The 22,007-nt window shown below is 63.9% G+C and carries 24 protein-coding genes; 15 read left to right on the forward strand and 9 right to left on the reverse strand.

Annotated features, from left to right (window positions below; all coding sequences use genetic code 11):
• Nucleotide 1 precedes the first annotated feature (1 nt).
• A complete protein-coding gene (locus GPA25_RS09130) occupies nucleotides 2-1,732 on the forward strand; it encodes an NAD-binding protein (RefSeq protein WP_169260063.1) in 1,731 nt (576 codons plus the stop codon).
• A gap of 52 nt (nucleotides 1,733-1,784) precedes the next feature.
• Here GPA25_RS09130 and GPA25_RS09135 read toward each other — a convergent pair whose 3' ends face one another.
• Complete coding sequence (locus GPA25_RS09135; protein ID WP_169260064.1) at nucleotides 1,785-2,003, reverse strand: RNA-binding S4 domain-containing protein; 219 nt, start codon at nucleotides 2,001-2,003, stop codon at nucleotides 1,785-1,787.
• On the opposite strand from GPA25_RS09135, the gene GPA25_RS09140 reads away from it, so the two are divergent.
• Nucleotides 1,969-2,979 (forward strand): ATP adenylyltransferase family protein, encoded by a 1,011-nt coding sequence (locus GPA25_RS09140; protein ID WP_343034881.1) that lies wholly within the window; start codon nucleotides 1,969-1,971, stop codon nucleotides 2,977-2,979. The genes GPA25_RS09135 and GPA25_RS09140 overlap by 35 nt on opposite strands.
• Before the next feature lie 8 nt (nucleotides 2,980-2,987).
• Here the strand turns inward: GPA25_RS09140 and GPA25_RS09145 are convergent, their stop codons facing one another.
• From GPA25_RS09145 to GPA25_RS09160, 4 genes are read right to left on the reverse strand one after another with little or no spacing between them, the layout of a single operon-like run.
• Nucleotides 2,988-3,317: a YkgJ family cysteine cluster protein gene (locus GPA25_RS09145; RefSeq protein ID WP_169260065.1), complete on the reverse strand. Its 330-nt coding sequence runs from the start codon at nucleotides 3,315-3,317 to the stop codon at nucleotides 2,988-2,990.
• A gap of 25 nt (nucleotides 3,318-3,342) precedes the next feature.
• Nucleotides 3,343-4,068, reverse strand: coding sequence for a UPF0149 family protein (locus GPA25_RS09150; RefSeq protein WP_169260066.1), 726 nt, complete (start codon nucleotides 4,066-4,068; stop codon nucleotides 3,343-3,345).
• Between the two features lie 20 nt (nucleotides 4,069-4,088).
• Nucleotides 4,089-4,793, reverse strand: coding sequence for a tRNA (guanine(46)-N(7))-methyltransferase TrmB (gene trmB / locus GPA25_RS09155; protein WP_169260067.1), 705 nt, complete (start codon nucleotides 4,791-4,793; stop codon nucleotides 4,089-4,091).
• Nucleotides 4,794-4,807: 14 nt separating this feature from the next.
• On the reverse strand, nucleotides 4,808-5,803 hold the full coding sequence (locus tag GPA25_RS09160) for a tRNA dihydrouridine synthase (protein WP_343034882.1): 996 nt from the start codon (nucleotides 5,801-5,803) through the stop codon (nucleotides 4,808-4,810).
• A 222-nt stretch (nucleotides 5,804-6,025) separates the two neighbouring features.
• On the opposite strand from GPA25_RS09160, the gene rpmE reads away from it, so the two are divergent.
• Together rpmE and GPA25_RS09170 are read left to right on the forward strand one after the other, a co-directional pair.
• Complete coding sequence (gene rpmE, locus GPA25_RS09165) at nucleotides 6,026-6,244, forward strand: 50S ribosomal protein L31 (RefSeq protein ID WP_169260068.1); 219 nt, start codon at nucleotides 6,026-6,028, stop codon at nucleotides 6,242-6,244.
• Between the two features lie 201 nt (nucleotides 6,245-6,445).
• Complete coding sequence (locus GPA25_RS09170) at nucleotides 6,446-8,086, forward strand: ArnT family glycosyltransferase (RefSeq protein ID WP_169260069.1); 1,641 nt, start codon at nucleotides 6,446-6,448, stop codon at nucleotides 8,084-8,086.
• 204 nt (nucleotides 8,087-8,290) lie between these two features.
• On the opposite strand, the gene orn is transcribed toward GPA25_RS09170, so the two are convergent.
• Entirely contained in the window at nucleotides 8,291-8,842 is a 552-nt protein-coding gene (orn, locus tag GPA25_RS09175) for an oligoribonuclease (protein WP_169260070.1), read from the reverse strand.
• Nucleotides 8,843-8,917: 75 nt separating this feature from the next.
• Between orn and GPA25_RS09180 the strand changes: the two genes are divergently transcribed.
• Nucleotides 8,918-10,177 (forward strand): M48 family metallopeptidase, encoded by a 1,260-nt coding sequence (locus GPA25_RS09180; RefSeq protein WP_169260071.1) that lies wholly within the window; start codon nucleotides 8,918-8,920, stop codon nucleotides 10,175-10,177.
• A 15-nt stretch (nucleotides 10,178-10,192) separates the two neighbouring features.
• Nucleotides 10,193-11,143 (forward strand): ribosome small subunit-dependent GTPase A, encoded by a 951-nt coding sequence (gene rsgA, locus GPA25_RS09185; RefSeq protein ID WP_169260072.1) that lies wholly within the window; start codon nucleotides 10,193-10,195, stop codon nucleotides 11,141-11,143.
• An 84-nt stretch (nucleotides 11,144-11,227) separates the two neighbouring features.
• Here the strand turns inward: rsgA and GPA25_RS09190 are convergent, their stop codons facing one another.
• Together GPA25_RS09190 and GPA25_RS09195 are read right to left on the reverse strand one after the other, a co-directional pair.
• A complete protein-coding gene (locus tag GPA25_RS09190; protein ID WP_169260073.1) occupies nucleotides 11,228-12,409 on the reverse strand; it encodes an acetyl-CoA C-acyltransferase family protein in 1,182 nt (393 codons plus the stop codon).
• Nucleotides 12,410-12,428: 19 nt separating this feature from the next.
• The gene (locus tag GPA25_RS09195; protein ID WP_169260074.1) at nucleotides 12,429-13,355 is read right to left on the reverse strand and encodes a CobD/CbiB family protein; all 927 of its coding nucleotides are present in this window, start codon (nucleotides 13,353-13,355) and stop codon (nucleotides 12,429-12,431) included.
• A 270-nt stretch (nucleotides 13,356-13,625) separates the two neighbouring features.
• Here GPA25_RS09195 and GPA25_RS09200 point away from each other — a divergent pair, with 270 nt between their 5' ends.
• The 9 genes from GPA25_RS09200 to GPA25_RS09240 all read left to right on the forward strand — a co-directional run bounded on the left by GPA25_RS09200 (nucleotide 13,626) and on the right by GPA25_RS09240 (nucleotide 19,602).
• Complete coding sequence (locus tag GPA25_RS09200) at nucleotides 13,626-14,411, forward strand: DODA-type extradiol aromatic ring-opening family dioxygenase (RefSeq protein ID WP_169260075.1); 786 nt, start codon at nucleotides 13,626-13,628, stop codon at nucleotides 14,409-14,411.
• Nucleotides 14,412-14,561: 150 nt separating this feature from the next.
• Nucleotides 14,562-14,771, forward strand: a complete 210-nt coding sequence (locus GPA25_RS09205) for a hypothetical protein (RefSeq protein ID WP_169260076.1) — start codon at nucleotides 14,562-14,564, stop codon at nucleotides 14,769-14,771.
• A 141-nt stretch (nucleotides 14,772-14,912) separates the two neighbouring features.
• The gene (locus GPA25_RS09210; protein ID WP_169260077.1) at nucleotides 14,913-15,491 is read left to right on the forward strand and encodes a Tll0287-like domain-containing protein; all 579 of its coding nucleotides are present in this window, start codon (nucleotides 14,913-14,915) and stop codon (nucleotides 15,489-15,491) included.
• Nucleotides 15,492-15,579: 88 nt separating this feature from the next.
• Nucleotides 15,580-16,023, forward strand: a complete 444-nt coding sequence (gene trxC / locus GPA25_RS09215; protein ID WP_169260078.1) for a thioredoxin TrxC — start codon at nucleotides 15,580-15,582, stop codon at nucleotides 16,021-16,023.
• Nucleotides 16,024-16,151: 128 nt separating this feature from the next.
• Nucleotides 16,152-16,631: a D-aminoacyl-tRNA deacylase gene (dtd, locus tag GPA25_RS09220; protein ID WP_169260079.1), complete on the forward strand. Its 480-nt coding sequence runs from the start codon at nucleotides 16,152-16,154 to the stop codon at nucleotides 16,629-16,631.
• A gap of 132 nt (nucleotides 16,632-16,763) precedes the next feature.
• Nucleotides 16,764-17,084 (forward strand): MliC family protein, encoded by a 321-nt coding sequence (locus GPA25_RS09225; RefSeq protein ID WP_169260080.1) that lies wholly within the window; start codon nucleotides 16,764-16,766, stop codon nucleotides 17,082-17,084.
• A 55-nt stretch (nucleotides 17,085-17,139) separates the two neighbouring features.
• Nucleotides 17,140-17,787, forward strand: a complete 648-nt coding sequence (leuE, locus tag GPA25_RS09230; protein ID WP_169260081.1) for a leucine efflux protein LeuE — start codon at nucleotides 17,140-17,142, stop codon at nucleotides 17,785-17,787.
• A gap of 266 nt (nucleotides 17,788-18,053) precedes the next feature.
• A complete protein-coding gene (locus tag GPA25_RS09235; RefSeq protein WP_169260082.1) occupies nucleotides 18,054-19,088 on the forward strand; it encodes an HD domain-containing phosphohydrolase in 1,035 nt (344 codons plus the stop codon).
• Between the two features lie 163 nt (nucleotides 19,089-19,251).
• Nucleotides 19,252-19,602, forward strand: coding sequence for an Hpt domain-containing protein (locus GPA25_RS09240; protein WP_169260083.1), 351 nt, complete (start codon nucleotides 19,252-19,254; stop codon nucleotides 19,600-19,602).
• Between the two features lie 7 nt (nucleotides 19,603-19,609).
• Here GPA25_RS09240 and GPA25_RS09245 read toward each other — a convergent pair whose 3' ends face one another.
• Nucleotides 19,610-21,844: a PAS domain-containing hybrid sensor histidine kinase/response regulator gene (locus GPA25_RS09245; protein ID WP_169260084.1), complete on the reverse strand. Its 2,235-nt coding sequence runs from the start codon at nucleotides 21,842-21,844 to the stop codon at nucleotides 19,610-19,612.
• Nucleotides 21,845-22,007 lie beyond the last annotated feature (163 nt).

Here is a 22,007-nt window from a genome sequence, read left to right on the forward strand (position 1 = left end):
GATGACGCCATTGCCGCGCCATCAAAGCATCTTCTTCCTGATCATGCGCCGCATGCGGGCGCCACTGATCCTGCTCATCAGCATCATGGCCATTTCGGTGCTCGGGCTGACACTGGCCCCGGGGGTCGACGCGGACGGCAATCCCGCACACCTGAGCTTTTTCCACTCGCTCTACTTCATCAGCTACACCGCGACGACGATCGGCTTCGGCGAGATTCCATACGCCTTCTCGGATCAGCAGCGGTTGTGGGTAATCCTGTGCATCTATATGTCGGTGGTGGGCTGGGCCTATACCGTGGGAACCGTGTTCGCGCTACTCGCCGACCGCAACCTGCAACAGGCGATCCGCACACAGCGCTTCCTGCGCGCGGTTCAGCGCCTGCGCGAACCCTTCTATCTGGTATGTGGTTATGGCGAAACCGGCCGGCTGATATGCGACGCGCTGGATCGCCTGGGCTTCCGTGCAGTCGTCGTCGAACAGGACGACAGCAAGGTTGGCGAGATCGAACTGCACAGCTACCACGCCGACGTTCCGGCCCTCAGCGCAGACGCGCGCAATCCGGAGACACTGAAGTTCGCGGGACTGACGCACCCGAACTGCATCGGCATCATCGCGCTGACGAACGACGACGGGACCAATCTCGCCATCGCCATTGCTGCGCGCCTGCTAGCACCGAAGGTGCCGGCGCTGTGCCGTGCCGAAACACAGGAAACAGCGGCCAATATGGCGTCCTTCGGTACACGCCATATCATCAATCCGTTCGAGAAGTTCTCCGAATATCTTGCGCTGGCGCTACATGCTCCGGCTGCGTGGAACCTGCTGACATGGCTGACCGGGCTGCCGGGAACCACCATGCAGCGCGAGCGCGATCCACCCCATGGCGAATGGATCCTCTGCGGGCACGGGCGTTTCGGGCGGATGCTGGCGCATGTGATGGAACAGGCGGCAGTACCGGTCACGATCATCGACCGACAGGCGCCGTCGATTCCGAGCACACGCTGGGTGCAAGGCGACGGCACCGGCGCGCCCGCACTGGAGGCGGCGGGGGTTCGCCGTGCAGTGGGCATCGTCGCCGGAACCAGCAACGACGTGGACAATCTGTCGATTGCAGTCACCGCGCGCGAATTGAATCGCGGCCTGTTCGTAATCCTGCGTCAGAACCACTATGCAAATCACGCATTGTTCGAGGCCTTCAATTACGACGTCAATGTGGTACCGAGCCAGATCATCGCGCACGAGTGCCTGGCGATCCTCACCACACCACTGCTCGTGCCCTTTCTCGAAGAGATGAAGCGACGCGACGAGGCCTGGTGCGACCGACTGCTGAGGCGCCTGACCGAACGCTTCGGCTGGGAAGTTCCCGCGGTATGGAGCGAACGCATCAATCTGGCACGTGCTCCGGCACTGTATCGCAGGCTGATGAAGGGAGTCGAACTGCAGTCGCTGTTGCGCGACCCCTCGAACCGCGACGAGCCACTCGCCTGCGAAGTTCTTTACCTGCATCGCGACGACGACGATCACCTGCTGATCCCGGAACCGGACACCGAACTGCGTGCGGGTGACGAATTACTGCTGATCGGCTCGCCGGATGCGAGGCGCGAATTCGGACTGATCCTGTCGCATGAACATGCGCTCGCCTACGTCTTGTCGGGAAAGGATCTTCCCGGCGGCTGGATCTGGGAGCGACTGTCCCGACGCAAACCCTCCGACGCGGCCTCAAGCTGCAACTGACGCTGCAACGAACGCGCGCATTCGGGTCGCGCAAGGCCGCGGCAAGCGAGGATTACTCAGCCGCGACGAGTACTACGGTCTCGCCGGCGAAGCTGACCGTTGCCCCGGGGCGCAGTTTGGCACGCTTGCGCGACTCGACCTGTCCGTCGACCAGGACCCGCCCGGCCTCGACCGCGGCATGCGCCTCGCCGCCGGTACCGGTGAGGCCGGAAGCTTTGAGCAGTTGATCGAGCTGGATGTACTCGCCGCGCACGGCAAAGGAAACGGTCATGGCATACTCCGGCGCGCCTCATCGGGGCGCGCGATTGAAATTGATCGATCGAAAGGCGCCAGCCTACACTGCCTGTTATCCGTTTGCCGCCATTTACCCCCTGAACATGTCCGATGACCTGCTGCACCGGATCGACTGCACGATCAGCCGCGCCACCGAGTCAGGCGCGCTTCAGCCCATCCGTACAGAACAGACGCTGATTCGTGATGCCGGCATCGACTTCACGGTGCGCTGGGTTTCATCTCTAGCCCACAAGGATGCCGCACGTGTCAGCGCCGCCACACGCCGTATTCCGGCCTTCAACCCCTTCCTGCCCCCCGAACCCGAACTTGCCATCGGACCATTGGGCGAGCGGCATCTGGCCGTGCTCAACAAGTTCCCCGTCATCGAGCGCCATCTACTCATCATCACCCGTGCCTTCGAAGAGCAGACAGCACCGCTGACGCACGCTGATTTCCTCGCCCTGGCCTCGGTGATGAACGTGCTCGGCGGCCTGGGCTTTTACAATGGCGGCACCGAGGCGGGCGCAAGCCAACGACACAAGCACCTGCAATGGATTCCGCAGGCCGGAGAGAGCGCCGCACTCAGCGCCTTCACCGACAGACTGCCAGCGAACCTCCCGGCCGGTGCGGTGGCGACGCACCCCGACCTCCCCTGGCAACATTGTTTCGTGCGCCTCGCGCTTGAAGATGCCCGCGACACCGGACAATTCGGCGAATTGCTCTGCGATTCTTTTCGGCGCGCATGCCGCGCCGTGGGCATTGACCATGGCCTCAATCCGATGCCACCTTACAACCTGCTGGCGAGTCGCGAGTGGCTGACGGTGATCCCGCGCCGCTGCGAGCGCCACGAGCACATTTCGATCAATGCCCTCGGCTTTGCCGGGTCGCTATTCGTGCGTCAACCGGCACAGATCGACACCGTGCGCAACATCGGTCCGCTGCAACTGCTCACGGCGGTTGCACACCGGCGCTGAAAATCGATTCACAGCGGGCGCAGACCGTGGCGTGAACGCGCACGGTCACAAGCATCCTCGCCGATACCCAACGCAGCGTAGGGGGCGAAGTCACGGCAAGGCGAAGGGCGGCTGGCGTAGATCGAGCAGCGTGCCTTGACGCCAATCTCGCCGTCGAGAGCGATGCAGCGCGGCGGCGCCTCGTCCGTGCCGCGCATGCGCACCAGCCGGGCGGTGAGCGGAACGGTCAATGCATCGGACACCCCGCCCGGCGTTACGCTGGCAAGTTCAGAGGGATGAAAGTCGACGCGAAATGCGGCGCAGCAGGCACCGCAGCGGGTGCAGTAGTCGTCGCTCATGATTGAAGCCGGACCGTGTTCGGCCCTACTCCGGGGCTCCGCAACATTTCTTGTATTTCTTGCCGCTACCACAGGGACAGGGGTCGTTCCGCCCCACACCTGACGGCGTGGGTATCGAAGGCCCGTCCACCGAAAGCAGCTCAAGCGAACCCAGATCGAGCTTGCGCCACTGCCTGACGATCGCACCCAGATTGCTCACGGCCAACTCCAGCCACTGCATGCGAGTACTGTCGTCCACCTGGACCGATGCCTCATCCGCCCACGGCGCCATCAACGCATCCAGCGCGTGGCGCACGGCTTGCGCCGCATCATCGGGCACGCCGGCCTCCCAATCCTCGGGCCACAGTTCGAGTCCCTGCGCGAAACCCTCGATCCACTCCTCGCCAATCTCCAGCGAATCGCCCTCGCTGGACGCATAGCAGAACGGCTCCCAACCTTCCGGCTCACCCAGCGTCGTCGCCAATTCGTTGTAATAGCGCCGCACCAACTGGATTGCACGCTGCATCTGGCTGCCCGAGCCGAACGATACCTCGTCACCGTGCGCCGACCACACGGCCGGCAACCAGTCCTCGGCGGCGATCTGCACCGGCGAAGCCAGCACGGCGGCGAGAAAGCCGTCAAGCATCTCAAGATTCATGCAGTCTTCGGGCACGACATCCGATGTCAGCAGCTCTTCAAGTGCCTCGAACTCATCGTCATCGAGCAATTGCGGGTTGTTCGTATCCACGGATTCGGGGGCTTCGGTCGTCATCGTTTTCTCCGTCAGGCCGCTCAGCGTGCGCCATCCGACACGCGTGCGCAAGCGTCATTATCCAGATCGCAGCACACGCGATACAGCATCTGGCCGGAATCGCGATACTTCCGTTCAAACGGCGTCAACGGCAACGGCGCCTCGAACACTTCCCAGCCAGTCTCGTGCCCCGTTACCAATCCCAGCGCACTGGCAAACTCCTCGATATACACACGCCAGTTGCTGCGGCATTCAAGCAGGCCGCCGAGTCTTGGGATGAATGGAAATACCGGGTGAGCGTGCCAGCGACGCGCCAGATGGCCAATCTTCGGCCACGGGTTCGGGTACAGGATGTAATGACGCGCCAGACGCAGACCGGCATCGCAGGCGAGACGCCAATAATCGACCAGATCGGCACGCACGAACACCATGTTCGTCGGCAACAGCGCGTCCGGATAAGGCTTGCGCCGGTTCAGGCGGTCTTCGGACTGATCCACGCCGATCACCCAGTGGTCCGGGAACATGCGCGCGAGCTGGATGGTGCTGTGCCCCACACCGCAGCCGGCGTCGAGAATCAGTGGCGCGCGCCGGTCCCAACCCGCCAGGCTGGCATCGAAGGCGGCACGGTTGTAGTCCGCGTAGGGCTTGCGAAACGGCTCGGCGACGTGCCGCTCGACGCGGCGCGCGAGCTGCTCGTGGATGCCGGCCTGGGCACTTTCTGGGATACGGGAATTTGCGTAACTCATTGAATCCTTGATATTCACGCTGCAAGCGCGGTGGGCTCTGCGACGATGCCGTGGCGCATCAGCACCGCGTTGATTTCAGGCGGGCGACGCATAGGCCGGATTTCCTGGAAAAGGGTCTCGGCATGCGGGAAGTTCCGCTGCAGCAGGTTCAACCACTGCTTGAACCTGCCCGGGGCGTGAGCCGGCAGCACCTTGTCCTGCACCTGCCGCCAGAATGACGCCAGCAACGGACACAGTTCGCGCCACTCGGCAGTGCGATCGGCGGCGGGAAACAGCGCGGGTGACGCGGCGCGGTGCATGCGAATCCGGCGCACCATGAACGGATCGGCCACCGCCCCTCGCCCCAGCATGACATCGGCCACTCCGCTTTCAGCACGACAACGCAACCAGTCCGTCTCCGACCAGACCTCGCCATTGGCAATCACGGGGATCGGCACCGCTTCCGCAATACGCGCGATCCACGGCCAGTGGGCAGGCGGACGGTATCCCTGAAGTTTGGTCCGCGCATGCACGACGATCTCCTCGACCCCGCCATCAGCGAGTGCCCGCGCGCAATCGAGCGCCTTGGCGGCATCGGACACGCCCAGCCGCATCTTGGCGGTGAAAGGCACGCCCGGCGGCACGACTGACCGCACCGCGGAAGCGATCGCAAACAGAAGTTCGGGCTCATCGAGCAACACTGCGCCGCCGCGGTGACGATTCACCGTCGGCGCCGGACAACCGAAATTCAAGTCGATCCCGGCCGGCTGAAGTTCCACGAGATGCGCGGCGTTATCCGCCAGGCAGGCGGGATCCGAGCCGAGCAGCTGCACGCGAACCGCCGTTCCGGCCGCCGTCCGGCCACCGTTCAGCAGTTCGGGGCAAACGCGCCGGAAATAACGATGCGGCAGCACGGTGTCCGACACGCGTGCAAATTCGCACACAGCCCAATCGTAATCCCCGGCGCGAGTCAGGACGTCGCGCAGCACCGCGTCGAGCAAACCCTCCATCGGCGCGAGCAGCAGACGCACCCCAGACCCCTGAACAGAAAGGGCTTATTGTACGGGCAATCCCGTAGCGACGAAAAATCCGCGACGCCGACAAGCTAGCGATCGCGGTGCGCCCAGCCCCTTGCGGGTTCCGCCATGACTCTCCTTTTACTTGCCATGGACTGCGCGATGTCCGATAATTCATGGTTTCCACTCGGCTTTTTGGGCGGCCACACTCACCGCCCGCTCGTTCAAGGAACCACCATGAAAGCGGACATCCATCCCAAGTATGCAGAAGTCCAGGTCACCTGCTCCTGCGGCAATAACTTCACGACCCGCTCCACGATGAGCAAGCCCGCCCTGCACGTGGAAGTCTGTGCAGCGTGTCATCCGTTCTACACCGGCAAGCAGAAGATCGTTGATACCGCAGGCCGAGTGGAGCGTTTCCGCCAGAAGTACGGCAGCGTTCAGCGCCTCGGCTGAGCCCCCGGCATCCGGTTCAAGAAAAAGGCAGCTTCGGCTGCCTTTTTTGTTCCCGGCCCTCACGGCATCCATCCCCCTGCTCCCTGATGTAATTTGGTTGCGCACCGCAGCAGACGCGCCGCCCACGGGCCATTTTGCCAGCTAGAATTCGCACCTGACGATCAAAGACTCCGGAGCCCGTGCGCCCCGGGGCGACATAACATGACTGGTGAATCACCTCCAACCTCCCCGCTGCGACGCAATCTGTTTGGCGCGACGGGACTTGCGCTGCTAATCGCACTGTATCTGCTGACCGGCGTGACCGGTCACGACCCTTGGCGGGGCGACGACGCACGGCACTTCGGCCCGATTTTCGAAATGCTGCAGGGTAACAACCTGCTGTTTCCCGCCATCGCCGGCCAGCCCCAGACTGACTTCCCGCCCTTGTACTACTGGTCCGGGGCCGTGCTCGCACGCCTGCTTGGCCCCTTCCTGCCGCTGCACGACGCGGCCCGTCTGGCGTCCACGCTATTCACGGCACTGGCGATTTTCTGGATCGCGCGCGCCGCAGCACGTCTCTATGGCCGACCGACCCGCACGCCCGCAGCGCTACTCACACTGGGTACGCTCGGACTGGTGCTGCATGCCCACGAAACACAGCCGATGATTGCGCTGATGGCGATGCAAGCGATGACCGTGGCGGGGCTGTCACTGGTCCCGACGCGCCCCGCACTGGGCAGCCTGCAGGCCGGCGCCGGCGCGGCATTGGCATTCCTGGCTGGCGGCCTTCCCGGCATACTGCTGACTGTTCCGCTGTTTCTGGTCGTCGTCGTCGGATGCCCGGAATGCCGCAATCCGCGCGCCAGCGGGGGCCTGATTCTCGGCCTGAGCCTGGCAATCGGCGCGTCCGCCTTGTGGCCGCTGGCGCTGCACTACCAGGCCCCCGAACTGCTCGTGCTGTGGTGGCGCACCGAATGGTCACAGCTGTGGAGCGACCCGCTCGGCGGCGGCGAGGCGTCACGACTGATAGAACTGCTCGTTTGGTTTGCGTGGCCCCTGTGGCCGATCGCGCTGTGGTCATTGTGGCGCATGCGGCGCCAGCTCGCACGCATTTCGTGGACGCTGCCGATTGCCGCTTTGCTACTCGCCTTCGGCTGGATCATCGCAAACGGCAGCCTCAGCCCCGCATCGATGTTGCCGCTGATCCCGCCGCTGGCACTACTCGCCGCTTCGGGAGTCCCCAGCCTGCGGCGCGGCGCGGCGAATGCCTTCGATTGGTTCGCGATCATGACCTTCAGCGTGTTCGCGCTGCTGGCATGGATAGCCTGGAGCGCACAGGTATTCTCCTGGCCACCCGGCCTCGCCCGCCACCTCGCCAGGATCGCGCCGGGTTTTGCGCTCCAGTATCCCGCCGTATCGGCCACCGCCGGCGTGCTGATCTGCGCCGCATGGGTGACACTGATGTGGTGGCTCCCCCGCTCCGCCAACCGCGGCCCGGCCAATTGGGCCATGGGCATGACAATGTTGTGGTGCCTCACCATTGCACTGCTGAAGCCCTGGTTCGATCACGACCGCAGCTACCGCCCCGTCGCCACCTCGCTCGCCATCGCGCTGGCGGGCGAGCGCGAGGGCTGCGTCGCAACCATGGGACTATCGACGAGCCAGCGGGCATCCTTCCATTACTTCGCGGGTCTGCGCCCGGAGAAGGTAGCGGGCAACACGACCCCCTGCGGCTTCCTCCTCGTATATGACGATCGCAACTCCACGACGCTCAAGCCGGCCGCCGAGTGGCAGCAGATCTGGGAGCACCGCCGCGGAGGTGGCAAACAACTCGAAATCTTCCGGCTCTACCGTCGTGACTGAGCCCTGCAGGCCCCCGCAACGTCTTCCCGCATGAGCCCTCCGTGCTCACGCCAAGCGTCTGCGCCAGGCTCACAACCCGTCTGAAACCCGCGCAAACGCAGTTCAGGCCGATGTCGGCACGCACCGGCAGCTTGAGCTGCGTCACTCGTGAGGAACAGTCTGCGGCGCCGGGCAAGCAAGGACGCCGCCGGCGTCGGCAGAAAATCAGGCTTCGAGGCGCAGGAAGTTGTCGCGGTAGTGACGCAGTTCGCCGATCGATTCGTAGATATCGGCGAGCGCCTCGTGCTTGCCCTTCTTCTCGACCCCCTTGTACACCTCCGGACGCCAGCGCTTCGCGAGCTCCTTGAGGGTCGACACGTCGAGGTTGCGGTAGTGGAACCAGGCCTCGAGTTGCGGCATGTAGCGCGCCATGAAGCGGCGGTCCTGGCACACCGAATTGCCGCACATCGGCGAGGTACGTGCCGGCACATATTGTTGCAGGAAGGCGAGCATCTGCGCCTCCGCATCCGCCTCGCCGACGGGCGAGGCCTTGACGCGATCGATCAACCCGGACTTGCCGTGGGTGTTTCGATTCCACTCGTCCATGCGCTCGAGCACGGCGTCGGGCTGATGCACGGCAATGACCGGCGCCTCGGCAACGGTGTTGAGCTGCGAGTCGGTGATCACGATCGCGATCTCGATGATGCGGTCGGTATCCGGCTCGAGTCCGGTCATCTCCATGTCCAGCCAGATGAGGTGATTCTGATCCTGTGCCATAATCGTTCGGCCCGCTTAAGCAAAGGCGCGATTGTGGCATAGATGCCCTTACCGACGCCTCCCCCCTGCCCACGAATGCCTCCCGATACCTTCTCGACCCTGCTCCTAGCCGCTGTCGCCCTTACCGTGCTGGTCAAGCTCGCGCTGATGCTGCGCCAGATCCGCCACGTGCAGTCACGGCGCGAGGCAGTCCCCGGCCCGTTCGCCGAGGCAATCAGTCTCGACGCGCACCGCAAGGCGGCGGACTACACTGCCGCGCGGATGCGGCTCGGCATGATCGACACAGTCGTCGGCGCGCTGTTCGTGCTGGCGCTAACCCTGGGGGGTGGCCTGCAGGGCCTTTACAGAGCACTCACCGCGATGTTCGATGCCGGCGGCCTCACGCACGGTGTCGCCCTGCTCGCCAGCATCGGCGTGATGGGCTGGCTGATCGATTTTCCGTTGGCGCTGTATCGGACTTTCGTCATCGAAAAACGCTTCGGTTTCAACCGCATGACGCCGGCGCTGTATGTTGCGGACCTCGCGCGCGAGGCCCTGCTCGCCACGCTGATCGGCCTGCCGGTGCTGGCCGCGGTATTGTGGCTGATGAGCGCGATGGGCGAACGCTGGTGGCTATGGGTGTGGCTGTTCTGGCTGGGCTTCAACCTGCTCGCGCTGTTCATCTGGCCGACCTTCATCGCGCCGCTGTTCAACAAATTCACGCCCCTCGCCGATGAGGCGCTGAAGGCACGTGTCGAGAACCTGCTCACGCGCTGCGGCTTCCGTTCGCGCGGCCTGTTCGTGATGGACGGCTCGCGCCGTTCGGCGCACGGCAACGCCTACTTCACCGGCTTCGGTGCCGCCAAGCGCATCGTGTTCTTCGACACCCTGCTCGACAAACTGAAGCCCGAAGAGGTCGAAGCGGTCCTCGCCCACGAACTCGGCCATTTCCACCACCGGCACATCTGGAAGCGGCTGGCGGCGATTGCTGCGATGAGTCTCGGCCTGCTGTGGCTGCTAGGCTGGCTGATGGCCCAGCCGTGGTTCTTCGCCGGGCTGGGCGTCGTGGATATGACCATGGGCGGCACGGCGGTGGCGCTCGCCCTGTTCGCCCTCGTGCTGCCCTTTTTCAGCTTCCCCGTGGCGCCGCTGATGAGCCACTGGTCGCGCGTGCACGAATTCCAGGCCGACGCCTATGCGGCGCGACAAACCCGCGCAGAAGATCTGGCCGAGGCTCTGGTCAAGCTGTATCGCGACAACGCCTCGACGCTGACACCGGATCCGCTCTTTTCGCGCTTCTTCGACTCCCACCCCCCTGCCGCACTGCGCGTCGCGCGCCTGCGCGCCAGTTCCTGAGGAACCCGACTTCCCGTGAATTCACCGCACCCGCGCCAAGGCGACGACACGCTCAACGGTGTCATTACCGCAGCCTTCGGCCGCCAGTATGAGGTCGACGTTTCAGGACAGTCCGCCGCAGCCAGTTCCGGCACCGCGCAGTCTCTTCTGAAGTGCTATCCGCGTGGCAAGAAAAGCGTTTTCGCCTGCGGGGATGAGGTCGAAGTCAGCCCGAACAGCAAGGATCAGGGCGTCATCACGCAGTTGCATCCACGGCGCAATCTGCTGTGGCGCTCGGACGCATTCCGCGAAAAACTCATCGCTGCAAACCTGACCCAGGTCATCATCGTCACCGCGACCGAGCCGGGTTTCTCGGACCTGCTAATCTCGCGCTGCATTGCCGCGGCGGAGAACCAGCAGATCAAGCCACTGATCGTACTCAACAAGGCGGATCTGACCGATGCACTGCCCGCAGCGAGAAAGATTCTCGCCCCGTTCGAAAGACTGGGCTACCGGGTGGTAGAACTGAGTGCACGTGAAGGCGCAGAACGTCTGCGCCCCTACCTTGCCGGGGAGCGCAGCATTTTCGTCGGCCAGTCCGGCATGGGCAAATCGACGCTCACCAATGCACTGATCCCCGAAGCCCGCGCCGCCACGCGCGAGATCTCGGAGGCGTTGAACAGCGGCAAGCACACCACGACGTTCGCCCGTCTCTACCCGATGGACGGCGGCTGGCTGATCGACAGCCCGGGCCTCCAGGCATTCGGTCTGGCGCACCTGACGCCCGACGATCTTGCCGCCAGTTTCATCGAATTCCACAATCATCTGGGCAAATGCCGCTTTCGCGACTGCCTGCACGACTCCGAACCCGGCTGCGCGCTACGCGCGGCGATTGAAGCAGGCACCATCGACCCACGCCGCTTCGAGCATTTCAAGCTGATTCGCGAAGAAATCACCCAGGCAAAGCGGCAGACGCAGGGCTGGTAGCGCGGCCCGTTTCCCTGCACCCGATCTGCCGCACGAAAAAAAACCCGCCGAAGCGGGTTTTTTCCTGTCCGGATACCGGATCGATCAGATACGTTCCCAGATCGTCGTGATGCCCTGGCCGCCACCGATACACATCGTGGCCATGCCGTAGCGGCCGTTGGTGCGGATCAGTTCGTGCAGCAGCTTGGTGATGATGACCCCGCCGGTCGCACCGACCGGGTGGCCGAGGGCGATCGCGCCGCCGTTCGGGTTGGTCTTCGTCGGATCCAGTTCGAGACCCTTGTTGACTGCGATCGACTGCGCCGCGAAGGCTTCGTTGGATTCGATCACATCGATCTTGTCCAGCGACAGACCCGCACGCTGCAACGCGAGCTTGGACGCGGGGATCGGGCCTTCACCCATGACGTCGTTGGGCACGCCGGCGATGGCGTAAGCAACCAGGCGGGCGATCGGCTTGTGGCCACCGGCCGCGGCCTTGGCAGCGTCGGCCAGCACCAGGAAAGCGGCAGCGTCGTTGATGCCCGAAGCGTTGCCGGCAGTCACCGAACCGTCCTTCTTGAACGCCGGCTTCATCTTCGCCAGCGCTTCCATCGTCGTCATGCGCGGATGCTCGTCGGTGTCGAACACCACCGGGCCCTTGCGGGTTTCGAAGGTGATCGGAACGATCTGGCTCTTGAAACGGCCTTCGGCAATCGCAGCGGCGGCGCGTTTTTGCGACTCCAGCGAAAAGGCGTCCTGATCCTCGCGGCTGATGCTCCACTTGGCGGTGAGGTTTTCAGCCGTGATGCCCATGTGGCCGACCCCGAACGGGTCGGTCAGCACGGACACCATCGCATCGATGGCCTTGGTGTCACCCATGCGCGCGCCGCTGCGCAGCGCCGGCATCAGGTAGGCACCACGCGACATCACTTCGACACCACCGCCGATCGCGAAATCAGCGTCGCCGAGCATGATCGCCTGGGCCGAATTGATGATGGCCTGCTGCGCCGAACCGCACAGACGGTTCACCGCAAACGCCACGGAATCCATCGACATGCCGCCCTGGACCGTCGCCACGCGGGCAACATAGGCGTAGCGCGATTCGGTGGGAATGCAGTTACCGACGGTGGCAAAGGTCACTTGCTTGGGATCGACGCCGGCACGGGCGATCGCTTCCTTGACGACCACACCGCCCAGTTCGGCCGGTTCCATGTCCTTCAGCGAGCCGCCGAAACCACCCACTGCCGAGCGGACTGCGCTCAAAACCACAACTTCACGATTCGCCATCTGTGCTCCCTCCTCGAAATTAAGCACCGACCCAGCCGGCAATCACCAGCAGGGCCAGCATCAGCAGGCAAAGCACCAAGGCACGCCAAACGAGGCCAACGGTACTTTGCATGTAGTCGGCGTCGGCTTCTTCACCCACGCCCATTTCCGGTCGCTCGACGATCTCGCCGGATTCATGCACCGGCATTCCGAGGCGTACACCCAGAGCCCCGGCGCCTGCTGCAATCAGTATACCGGACGCCCTGTCTGCCCAAAGCATCGACTGCGTACGCCAGCAGAACACCGCATCCTCAAAATCGCCCACTACGGAAAACGATGCGGCGGTGAGCCGCGCCGGCAGCCAGTCGATGAACTCGAAGGCTTTTCTTGCGAAACGGCCGAACTCGCCGAATTCGGCATCACGCCGCGCCCCCCATTCCTCCCCGAGAAAACGCGCCAGGCGGTAGAGCAACGCGCCGGTCGGACCGGGAAGTACGATGAACCAGAAAATCACCCCGAACACATTGCGATGCGCGGCGACGAGCGCCTGCTCGATGGCGAGGCGCGCGACTTCACTGGAGCTAGCCCCGACATACTGGCCACCGCGCCATTCACCAAGCAATGAGCGGGCACGATCCAGTTCCCCCATGCGCAGGGCCAGGTGGATGTCGGTAAAGAAGTGACTTTCCTGACGGAAACCCATCGTCAGGTACAGCACCGCGATGTTGAACGCGAAGGCGACGAGCGGATGGATCAGCCACAGCAGGAAGAACACCACTGCGCCGACCACGACGACAGCGAGCACGAGCAGCGTCCACGCCACTGCGCCGTTACGCGCCTGGCCGTCATTGAAGCGGTCGACCAGCATGCCGGACAAGCGCCGCAAGGGATCCAGAATGATCTGCCGCACGGGCAGCGGGCGTACCTGCTCGAGCAGTAGTGCAACAATCAACGAGAAGAGCGTCATGCGAATTGCAGTTGGGGTGGAAAGGCACGTGGCCCGGTCGTTTTCGGCCAAGATACCATAAAAGCACAGTAGGATTGTGCATCGCGGAATATGCGGTTACCCAATCGCGGCGATGGCGCGCGATAACGTTTGTTGCAATCCCGGGAACAGTGTTTGCCGGTACCGCCTGTTTATCCGTGTCAGGGTGCCTCCTAGACTGTGGCCATCGGGGTAAGGCGAAGGACGCGACAGTCCGGCTTATCCACTCGGCAACCACGCTACGGAGTCTTCATGCCCATTCTGCCCACCCTGTTCGTCTCGCATGGCGCTCCGACTTTCGCCCTGGAACCGGGGGTGGCCGGACACGAACTCGCGGCGCTGGCGCGTTCCTTGCCCGTTCCGCGTGCCATTCTCATCGTCTCGCCACACTGGACGAGCCCTGCTCTCTCGCTCACGTCCAGTGCGAAGCCCGCGACGATTCACGATTTCGGCGGTTTTCCGGAGCCGTTGTACGAGCTTCGTTACCCGGCACCCGGCGCGCCCGAACTCGCCGCTCACGCGACTGCGCTGCTGGCAGCGGCCGGTCTCGCTGCGGGCACGGATGCGAAACGCGGCCTGGATCATGGGGCGTGGGTGCCACTGTTGCACATGTATCCCGATGCGCAGATCCCGGTCGTGCAGGTTTCAATGCCTGCGCAACGGTCGCCGCGCTATTTCCACGAACTCGGACGGGCGCTTGCGCCCCTGCGCAGCGAAAGCGTGCTGATCGCCGGCTCGGGCAGCATCACGCACAATCTATACGAGTTTTCCGGCCCCCGCGATGACGCCGAACCCTACGTCACAGCCTTTATTGACTGGATCGCCGACACCCTGGCCGCCGGCGACGTCGAAGCATTGCTGGATTATCGCCGTCGCGCACCGCACGCCGAACGTGCGCATCCCACCGACGAACACCTGCTGCCGTTGATGTTCGCGCTGGGGGCGGCAGGCGAGCGAGCCGTCGCGCGACGCCTCGCCGAACGGGACGTGCGTTACGGCATGCTGGCGATGGACGCCTACGTCTTCGAAGGCTCCTGATCGAGGTCGACTCGCCGCGCGAAGGATTTATTGGCTTGCCTGCACTCGGTGCACGGCGTCTAATCCGTCTGACATGGACGGGGCACAAGGACGAGCCCCGATCCGGCTACCCCGGCAAGTCATGGTGAGAATATTTCGGGAGGGTCGAAGATGGATCAATTGCTGCTATTGGCGGGCCGAATCGCGGGCATCGTCGGCCTCGTACTATGCGGCACGGCGGGTGCAGTCCGCCTGGCCGGACATTTCTGGATGGGCGGCTTCCAGCTGGCGACACTGCTGCAGGGGGGTATCGCGGCATTGGTCGCCGCGTGTTTCTTCATGCTGTGGGTGTTGTGCCGGCGCTCGGACCCGGGGGCTTGAGCGGCTGACGATTCCTTTGCAATCGGGGCCAATAAGCGGGCGCAGCGTCGCCGGTGAACTGTGGCACAACGAGGTGACGCATTTGCCGCAGGATCGGGTTAATATAAGCAACTGCTTCTATATCCGATCAAGGAGATCTCGATGAAGACCCGCTCCATTTCCGCCGCCGCTGCCCTGGCATGCGCCTGTCTTGCGCTCCCGGCGATTGCCGACGACGCGTCGATGATGACCGAGGCCCGCAGCGCTGCATCAAGCCTGCCACCGAAACTCGTCGCGGCACTCAACGAGGAAATCGCCCGTAGCGGCCCCGAGGGCGCGATTCCGGTGTGCCGCGACCTGGCACCGAAGATGGCGAAGGACGTTGCCGCCAGCACGGGGTGGCAGCTCAAGCGGGTGAGCCTCAAACCGCGCAACGCGCAGCGCGCGACGCCGGACACTTGGGAACGGGCGGCGCTGGAAGATTTCGACCGGCGCGCCGCGGCCGGTGAAAGCCCCGCGACGCTGGAAAAGGGCGAGATCGTCGAACAGGACGGCAAGCGTGTCTATCACTACGCCAAGGCACTGCCGACCCAGACGCTGTGCCTGAACTGCCACGGCCCGCAGGAGACCCTGTCGCCCGAGGTGAAGGCACGTATTGGCGAGCATTACCCGGACGACCGCGCCACCGGTTACCGTGAAGGACAGATTCGCGGCGCAATCATTGCGACCAAAGCACTCTGATCGGCCGACGGGTTGACGCGACTGTCCGTGAAGTCCGCATGTTTCCCTCGCGCAGTCATCCGACATGCCCAATCCCCCGGAGATCCTGATGCCCGCTGACGCCCTGACCCTACCCTGCCCTCATTGCCACGCCCTCAACCGCGTGCCGGCCGCACGGCTCGGCGAGCACCCGAGCTGCGGCAAGTGCCACCAGCCGCTGTTCATGGGCCATCCGGTCGTGCTGGATGCGACAAGCTTCGGCGCCCACGCCGGCCGCAGCGACCTGCCCCTGCTGGTCGATTTCTGGGCACCGTGGTGCGGCCCTTGCAAGATGATGGCGCCCGCCTTCGAGGAGGCGGCGCGGACCCTTGAACCGCAGCTTCGCCTTGCCAAAGTGAACACTGAAGAGGTGCAGGACCTCGCCGCCCGTTTTGCAATCCGCAGCATCCCGACGATGGTGCTGTTTCGCGGGGGTCGAGAGGTGGCGCGACAGTCCGGGGCGATGAGCGCCGCGGGGATCGTGCAGTGGGCACGAGCGCACGCGCAGGCATGAGGATGAGGCGACCGCCGCGGCGCATCCGGTATGGCGCGATGCGCTGCCGGTGTTGCGGTGGCGAATGGGCGCGAGTATGGTTGCGCGCCGGGTATGCCCGCCCGGTCACGACTGGGAACTCGGCGCATATGATTGCGGTATTGCAGCGCGTGTCGGAAGCGCGCGTGGTGGTGGATGAACGCATAACCGGCGAAATCGGTGACGGTTTGCTGGTGCTGGTGTGTGCCGAGCGCGGCGATACTGCGGCCGAAACCGACAAGCTGCTGGGGAAGATCCTTAAACTGCGGATATTTTCCGACGAGGCCGGCAAGATGAATCGTTCCGTGCAGGACGTCGGCGGCGCTCTGCTGATCGTCAGCCAGTTCACGCTCGCTGCCGATACATCCGGCGGCAACCGGCCGAGTTTCACCGGTGCCGCCGCGCCTGACGAGGGCCGGGTCTTGTATGAGCATTTCGTTGCGCAGGCGCGCAAGGCACATCCACAGGTCGAAACCGGCGAGTTCGCGGCAATGATGCAGGTGCATCTGGTCAATGACGGTCCGGTGACAATTCCCTTGCGCATCGCGCCGGCAAGTGAGCGCGCCACTCCGACGGATCCGCCAATGTGAGCGGGGTTACAGACCCGCCGGACAGCATCGTTCATCGTGTGGGCCGATCAAATTCCGCGGAAGCGCCGTTGCTGATCGGTAATGAAAGCCGCGAGGCGACACGCCCGCCAACAAACTGACTCTGGCCCGACCATGAAATTTTCCGTACGCGATGCCGTCCCTGCCCTTCTCATGGCGCTATCGGCCGGCTGCTCGCAGATTCCGTCAGCGACACCGCAACCTGTCAGCTACGTCTGTGACGGCGGGAAGCATTTTTCGGTGATCTACGCACCGGCACGCGATGCAGCGACGATCGACATCGCGGGGAGCCGCTTCGGCCTTCAGGCCGAGCCCACGAACGGGGTCGGCGAACGCTATGGTTGCGGAGTGCTGACCCTGTGGCGCGACGGCGATGGCACCCGCGTCGACATGCAGGGGGCTGGCATGTTCGAGAATTGCCGCCGACGCGAGTGAAACCAGGCGCACGAACTTGGTAAGATTGCCGGGGTATTGGCGGAGACCTGCGACCATGTTTTACGGCGTGACTGACCTGACGACCTTCATCCTCGGCACGATCTTCATCGTTCTGCTGCCCGGCCCGAATTCGCTGTATGTGATGTCGGTGGCCTCGCGCTGGGGTATCTCGGCGGGCTATCGCGGCGCTTGCGGGATTTTCGTCGGCGATACGGTCCTGATGGTCCTGTCGGCAACCGGGGTCGCTTCCCTGCTGCAGGCGACCCCGGCACTTTTCATGGTCATCAAGTATGCGGGCGCGGCCTATCTGGCATGGATGGGGATCGGGTTGCTGCGCTCGGCATTCCGGACCTGGCGTCGCAAGGGCGAAGAAACACTGCCGCAAGCGCCGGTCGATGCGTCGCGGCCGTTCCGCACGGCGCTGTTGATCAGCTTGATGAACCCCAAGGCGATCCTCTTCTTCGTATCCTTCTTCATCCAGTTTGTCGATCCGGGCTATGCCCACCCGGCCCTGTCTTTTGCCATTCTCGGGGTGATCGTGCAAATTTGCAGCGCGATCTACCTGTCGCTGCTGATTTTCGGTGGCGCTCACCTGGCGGCGCAGTTTCGCCGTCGGCGCAGGCTCGCGGCGGCTGCCACCGGCGGGGTCGGCGGACTGTTCATCGGATTCGGCGCAAAGCTGGCGAACGCGACCTTGAGCTGACCGCCAGTTTCGCGACTGGCACGACTGCAAGTGCGGCAATCGTGCCTCGGAGGCTGCCGCGGCCTCGCCCTCCATGCATTCAGAATCGTGCGGACGACATAATCACTTCCCCGTCCGGCGCACCCAGCCTGATTGCGGCCCGAAGCCGCGTCATACAGCGGCATGACCGCTTTCTGTCGCCAAGCGTGAGTCTTGCCACGGCGGGAATGGCCCGATGACGCTATGTTGAGATCGCCTTTGACATAACCTCATCGGGACCGCCAATCATGAACGTCGTCATCGTCGACGACACACCCACGAATCTGCAGCTGATGCGTGCCCTCGTCCAGCGACTGGAGGGCTGTCAGGCGATCCTGTTCGCCGACTCCGGCTCAGGACTGACGTGGTGTCTGGAGCATGACCCGGATCTGATCATCGTCGATTACATGATGCCGAATCTGAACGGTATTGAATTCATTCGGCACGTCCGGCGGGAACCGCGGCACGAGGATCTCCCGATCCTGATGGTCACCGCCGACCACGAAAAAAGTGTGCGCTACGCAGCGCTGGAAGAAGGCGCTGCCGATTTCCTCAACAAACCGTTGGATCGCATGGAGTTTCTTGCGCGGGTCAAGAACATGCTCGCGTTGCGCCGCAGCCGGCAGGCCCTTTCCTGTCGCGCGGCGACACTGGCCGAGGAAGTGAAGCGCGCGGTCGCCGAAATACATGACCGTGAACGTGAGACCATCGTACGGCTGGCCCGCGCGGCAGAATGCCGCGACCCGGAGACCGGCGCCCATATCCTGCGCATGGCCCACTATGCGCAGCTGATTGCGGCGCGAATGGGCTTGCCGCAGGACTTCCAGGAGACAATGCTGCATGCCGCTCCAATGCATGACGTCGGCAAGCTCGGGACGCCCGACCACATCCTGCTCAAGCCTGGCCGGCACACTGCCGCGGAATTCGAGATCATGAAGCAGCACACCGGGATCGGCTACGAGATTCTCCGGGAGAGCAGCTCGCACGCCCTTCAGCTGGCGGCATCGATTGCGCTGCATCACCATGAGAAATTCGATGGCTCCGGCTATCCGCATGGCCTGGCAGGTGAAGCCATCCCGACCGAGGGACGGATCGCCGCAGTCGCCGACGTGTTCGATGCATTAACGTCCGAGCGCCCATACAAGAAGGCGTGGAGTCTTGAGGATGCATCCACCTATTTGCGCGAAAACCGCGGCGCGCACTTCGATCCGGTCTGCGTGGATGCCTTCCTGGACATGTGGAGCACGGTACTCGATATTCGCCGGCGGTTCAGCGACGGATGAGCCGGCACATGCGTGGGGATTCCGTCTACTCAGGCACGTTCGCCTCTTCACGCAGCGTCCGCGGTTCGCCTGAGCGGAACGAGCGGATATTCGTGGAGGATGCATACGTTCCGCGTCTCAACTTCAGTTAACGTCTGGATGCCGCGCCCAGGAGTACTCCCCGATGTCGAATGAACCGCTGTTCGATCGCCGCGCGCTACTCGACAACCTCGGCGAGGACGTTGAGCTCATGCAGGTGATGGCCCAGACCTTTGTGGACGACACACCGCGCCTGATCTCGGAACTGCGCGACGCATTGGCGCGCGGGGATGCGCCTGACGCCGTACGCGCGAGTCACAGCGTCAAAGGTTCCGCAGCGAACTTCGGCGCAGCGCCGCTGATCGGCGTCGTCGGTGCAATGGAACAGGCCTGCAGGGCCGGCAATCTCGCGACGGCCAGCGGTTCGCTAACAGAGGCGGAACGGCTCATCACCGCGCTCGTTGTCGAACTCCGTCAGGAACTGCACGCGCCCTAGGCCGCACTCAGTTTTCCCAATGCTGCAACAGCTCGCTCCATTGGGCATTCGGCGCGCTACGATGCTCGATCGCCCGCTTCAGCACGTCGTGTAGCGCTTGGCGCCGGATTGGTTTGGATAGGTAGTCATCCATCCCCGCTGCCAGGCAGCGTTCGCGGTCGCCTTCCATCGCATGTGCCGTCATCGCGGCGATGTAGCACAGTCGCCGGCTTTCCCCGACAACCCAGCTGCGGTTCGTTTCCCGCGCCCGGATCTTTTCGGTGGCTTCCATGCCGTCGACGACCGGCATCTGGAGGTCCATCAGGATCAGGTCGAACCGCTGCTTTTCGAACCACTCGAGCGCCTCGAGGCCATTATTCGCCACCGTCACGCGATGCCCGGCCTTGTTCAGCAACTGAAGCGCAAGCATCTGATTGACCGGCGTGTCCTCGACCAACAACACGTTGAGCGGATCGGACGAGTCGGTGGCTTCAGCAATAGCTTCGTCAAGTTTGAAAGGGTCCAGTTCGATCGTGGCGAGCTCCTCGACCCCACAGGCGGCACGCAGTGCATCAAGCAGGTCGGCCTCGAAGACTGGCTTGACCAGATGCGCCCGGACCACCGCGGCGCCGCAGTGATCCAGTTCGGGACGCTGCGCGTGGTTGGCCAGCAGCAGGACGATCGACTCGCTGCCGCCTGTTGCGGCAGCCAAGGCAAGCGCGAATCCGCCCGGTGGCGGCATGTCGGCATCAAGGAGCAGGACATCGAATGGCTGCTCCGCCTCCCGCCTTGCGCCGACTTGTGCCGCGACCTGCACCGGATCGGCAGCGACTTCGACTTCCATGCCAAGGTGCTGCAGCATGCGCGCGGTCAGCTCTGCGGCGTGCGGGCAGTCGTCGACGACCAACGCCCGGCGGCCGCGCAGACCGGTTGGTGGCGAGAGCGGTGACGCCGATGCATTCGGATCGGCCGCGACCCGCACGGTGAAGTAGAAAATGGTGCCCTTGCCTGGCTCGCTCTCAAGCCAGAGGTGCCCATCCATCAGTTTGACGAGCCGATTGCTGATCGCGAGACCGAGGCCCGTTCCGCCAAAGCGCCGGGCCGTGGAGACATCCGCCTGTGCGAAAGCGTCGAAGATCTGCTCGTGGTGACCGGCTGCGATACCGATGCCGGTGTCGTGCACCGCAAACTGCAGATACAGCGACAGTTCGCTGCGCCGCAGCACACTGACCTTGACCAGTACCTCGCCGTGCTCGGTGAATTTGATCGCATTGCCGACGAGGTTGGCGAGGATCTGGCGCAGGCGGGTCGGGTCACCGAAAAGGCGCTCGGGTACGTCGGGGGCAACATCGAGCAGCATCTCCAGACCCTTGCGATGCGCAGACACGGCAAGGGCTCGAATTACGTCGCCGAGGGTTGTGCGCAAGGGAAAAACGACCGTCTCGAGCTCGATCTTTCCGGCCTCGATTTTCGACAGATCGAGGACGTCGTTGATGATCGTCAGCAGGGCCTCGGCCGAGGACTTCACCGTCGTGAGATAGCCGCGCTGCGCCTCGTCCAGCGGGGTATCCAGCGCGAGCTCCGTCATACCGAGGATCGCGTTCATCGGCGTACGGATTTCGTGGCTCATGTTGGCGAGGAACGCGCCCCGCGCCCGGTTGGCGGTCTCGGCCTCTTCCTTGGCGCGCAACAGGGCGGCCTCGGCGCGTTTCTGGTCGGTGATATCCCGGTGCAGCACGAGCAGCCGCGTCGGCTTTCCGTCCGCATCCCGTGTGGCCGCGCGGCCCCGCAGGAGCCACCAGCGCCACTCGTCATCGCGGTCGCGCATGCGGTGCTCGACCTCCATCAGGGGCGCACGACCCTGCACGACGGTCGCGATCCGGTCGCCGACCAGCGCACGATCATCCGGATGAAGCCAGGCGTACCAATCCTCGATGTGGCAGCCGGCCACATCGTCTTCGGATCCAAAGCGTCGCTTCCACGCCGTCGATTGCTTGATGGTCCGGGAGACCAGGTTCCACTCGCACAGGATGTCCCCGGTGAGATCGAGGCAACGCACGAGTTGCTTTGCCTTGTCGGCGCGCCGCTCGACCAGCGCGAATCCCGTATAGGTGTCTTCCACCGCGACGAGCAGACTCACGAGGTTCGCCGCAAGATCCGAGAGGCCTGCGGCCCGCAGCGAATCAAGGGTTTCCTTGAGGGGCGCATCCTCGGGCGCGCCGAAGGCGGCCGCAATTTGGCGATTGAGGAGCTGGGATCTCATCGGTAAGTCGTGGCTCTGAAAAACGTCGCGAACACGGGACCGCCGAGGGAGGACGCTTGCCTGCAAACACCAACCGCCCCGCCAGCGTGACCGGAATTCTATAATTGCCGCCACCAATCAGCTGTGCGGAAATACCGCTGTCCTTGAATTGCTCATGCGACGG

This window comes from Aromatoleum diolicum (assembly GCF_012910955.1).
GTDB lineage: Bacteria > Pseudomonadota > Gammaproteobacteria > Burkholderiales > Rhodocyclaceae > Aromatoleum > Aromatoleum diolicum.

Coding starts and splice junctions, on each gene's coding strand:
- GPA25_RS09130 (WP_169260063.1), top strand. CDS start 2: ATGACGCCATTGCCGCGCCATCAAAGCATCTTCTTCCTGATCATGCGC.
- GPA25_RS09140 (WP_343034881.1), top strand. CDS start 1,969: ATGTACTCGCCGCGCACGGCAAAGGAAACGGTCATGGCATACTCCGGC.
- GPA25_RS09135 (WP_169260064.1), bottom strand. CDS start 2,003: ATGACCGTTTCCTTTGCCGTGCGCGGCGAGTACATCCAGCTCGATCAA.
- GPA25_RS09145 (WP_169260065.1), bottom strand. CDS start 3,317: ATGAGCGACGACTACTGCACCCGCTGCGGTGCCTGCTGCGCCGCATTT.
- GPA25_RS09150 (WP_169260066.1), bottom strand. CDS start 4,068: ATGACGACCGAAGCCCCCGAATCCGTGGATACGAACAACCCGCAATTG.
- trmB (WP_169260067.1), bottom strand. CDS start 4,793: ATGAGTTACGCAAATTCCCGTATCCCAGAAAGTGCCCAGGCCGGCATC.
- rpmE (WP_169260068.1), top strand. CDS start 6,026: ATGAAAGCGGACATCCATCCCAAGTATGCAGAAGTCCAGGTCACCTGC.
- GPA25_RS09170 (WP_169260069.1), top strand. CDS start 6,446: ATGACTGGTGAATCACCTCCAACCTCCCCGCTGCGACGCAATCTGTTT.
- orn (WP_169260070.1), bottom strand. CDS start 8,842: ATGGCACAGGATCAGAATCACCTCATCTGGCTGGACATGGAGATGACC.
- GPA25_RS09180 (WP_169260071.1), top strand. CDS start 8,918: ATGCCTCCCGATACCTTCTCGACCCTGCTCCTAGCCGCTGTCGCCCTT.
- GPA25_RS09190 (WP_169260073.1), bottom strand. CDS start 12,409: ATGGCGAATCGTGAAGTTGTGGTTTTGAGCGCAGTCCGCTCGGCAGTG.
- GPA25_RS09195 (WP_169260074.1), bottom strand. CDS start 13,355: ATGACGCTCTTCTCGTTGATTGTTGCACTACTGCTCGAGCAGGTACGC.
- GPA25_RS09200 (WP_169260075.1), top strand. CDS start 13,626: ATGCCCATTCTGCCCACCCTGTTCGTCTCGCATGGCGCTCCGACTTTC.
- GPA25_RS09205 (WP_169260076.1), top strand. CDS start 14,562: ATGGATCAATTGCTGCTATTGGCGGGCCGAATCGCGGGCATCGTCGGC.
- GPA25_RS09210 (WP_169260077.1), top strand. CDS start 14,913: ATGAAGACCCGCTCCATTTCCGCCGCCGCTGCCCTGGCATGCGCCTGT.
- trxC (WP_169260078.1), top strand. CDS start 15,580: ATGCCCGCTGACGCCCTGACCCTACCCTGCCCTCATTGCCACGCCCTC.
- dtd (WP_169260079.1), top strand. CDS start 16,152: ATGATTGCGGTATTGCAGCGCGTGTCGGAAGCGCGCGTGGTGGTGGAT.
- GPA25_RS09225 (WP_169260080.1), top strand. CDS start 16,764: ATGAAATTTTCCGTACGCGATGCCGTCCCTGCCCTTCTCATGGCGCTA.
- leuE (WP_169260081.1), top strand. CDS start 17,140: ATGTTTTACGGCGTGACTGACCTGACGACCTTCATCCTCGGCACGATC.
- GPA25_RS09235 (WP_169260082.1), top strand. CDS start 18,054: ATGAACGTCGTCATCGTCGACGACACACCCACGAATCTGCAGCTGATG.
- GPA25_RS09240 (WP_169260083.1), top strand. CDS start 19,252: ATGTCGAATGAACCGCTGTTCGATCGCCGCGCGCTACTCGACAACCTC.
- GPA25_RS09245 (WP_169260084.1), bottom strand. CDS start 21,844: ATGAGATCCCAGCTCCTCAATCGCCAAATTGCGGCCGCCTTCGGCGCG.